Origin of the sequence: Budvicia aquatica DSM 5075 = ATCC 35567 (assembly GCF_000427805.1) — a bacterium.
GTDB lineage: Bacteria > Pseudomonadota > Gammaproteobacteria > Enterobacterales > Enterobacteriaceae > Budvicia > Budvicia aquatica.
Genome location: NZ_ATYS01000120.1, coordinates 1 through 1625, shown reverse-complemented (window position 1 = coordinate 1625; position 1625 = coordinate 1). Strand labels below are relative to the sequence as shown.

1 protein-coding gene is annotated in these 1625 nt (G+C 54.5%); it reads left to right on the top strand.

All coding sequences use genetic code 11. The annotated features are described in order from the left end of the window. Nucleotides 1-784 precede the first annotated feature (784 nt). Nucleotides 785-1625, top strand: an 841-nt coding sequence (locus YWE_RS31565; RefSeq protein ID WP_428829299.1) for a SinI family autotransporter-associated protein, incomplete at its 3' end; no start/stop codon positions are given.

The following is a 1625-nucleotide window of genomic DNA, read 5'->3' as shown; positions in this document are numbered from 1 at the left end:
TGGATATCGAAGGCAGCGCCAGTAAGCAAGCCTCGGGTCTAGATACGGACGCGGTTCAACTGGTGACGTATTTGACTAATCACGACGGCGTGGTCATTACGGACCCTGCGNTGTTAAAGCCCACCTGGATAGTGACCAATCTGGATACGGGGGCCGTGTTGACGGTCAATGATATCTGTACCACGGATACCCAGAATACCCCTACGCCGTGCGTGAGCATCAAAAGTGACCGTACCGAGATGCGGGATGGGGTGACCTATTACATCCGCGAGGTGGTCAGTACCCTGGTCGGGCGCTTTAGCGTCGTCGCAGACCTAGGGCGTTATGGCAAAACTGTCTCTCGGGAGATGGTCTTTAGTCAGCAATCTGCATTACGGGCTGAAATTTTGGACCCGGACGGCAATGACATCTTGGTAACCCGGGCTAATCCAATGGTGGGTGTGACCTATACCCTGAAGCTGTTTAATGCGGTCAATCAGGATATTACCGCGACGCTTCCGGCAGAAACGCTGCACTGGAATCTGGACGGCACCAACAATGCGGGCTGTAACATCACTCTCACCGACCACGATACTGGCGTGACCGGCTATACCTTTACCCCGAGAACTAATGCCAACAGTAACAGTGGCGTCGCGTGTGGTGACCAGGGTTTTGGTCTGAAAGTGACGTACTAGTCAGTCATATCAGTAACAAGATACCCCCGATTGAGCTCATCTTGCCGGGGGAAGACTGACNAAAAGCCCGGATTAATCGGGCTGGTGTCAGACGTTAATCAAAAGGATGAATGATGAAAGTGAATGTGATGCTAAAGAAACTGGTGTTGGCGTTGGGTTTGGCAGGATTGACCTCGAGTTCAGTTTGGGCAGCGAGTACNGGGACGACCAGTTCGGTGCAGGGACGTATTCCGGTATTGAGTGCCCCAACCAATAGTGCGCAGAACGCGGTTGACCTGACCACCAATGCGACCGGTGCAACGCTGGCCGTCGGTGATGCGATAACCCTCACTTATCGATACAACGACACGGACGGGGACGGTGATGCGTCCAATACGCACGTGACATGGTATTACGTCAAATCAGGCAGTGATACGCCGATTACCAGTGGCTTCATCCATACTGGTTCGACCACGGTCGGCGGTACAGGGACTAGCGTGCTGACCATCCCTGCTGTCGCGATGGGGGCCAGTGCAATAAAAGTGGTCGTTCAGGCTTACTCCGTGACAGGTGACCCGATTGCGGGTCAGACAATCACTATTGCAGATACCCGTGATAATACCTCCGGGGGCAGCGGAACACTGCCAGGCCCCATTTCGCCTGGAGCCAGTATTACGGGCGGCATTTTCCGTCAGTCTGATACACCATCGGCGGGCAGTGGTGCTACTGATTATTCACGGTCGTCCGTTGTCCATCCTGTGGTCGGCGAGACTTACGTATTCCGNGCTTGGGATGATGCGAATAACAACGGTGTCTGGGATACCGGCGAAATACGCCTGACGCCAACCACCATCCAATGGCAGCTTGACGGGACAAACTCAACGGCGAATGGCTCCAGCACGGTGGCAACGCTGAGTCATCAGGCTATCGTGGGTGCGACGACGGATACTTACACCATACCGGCGAACAGCG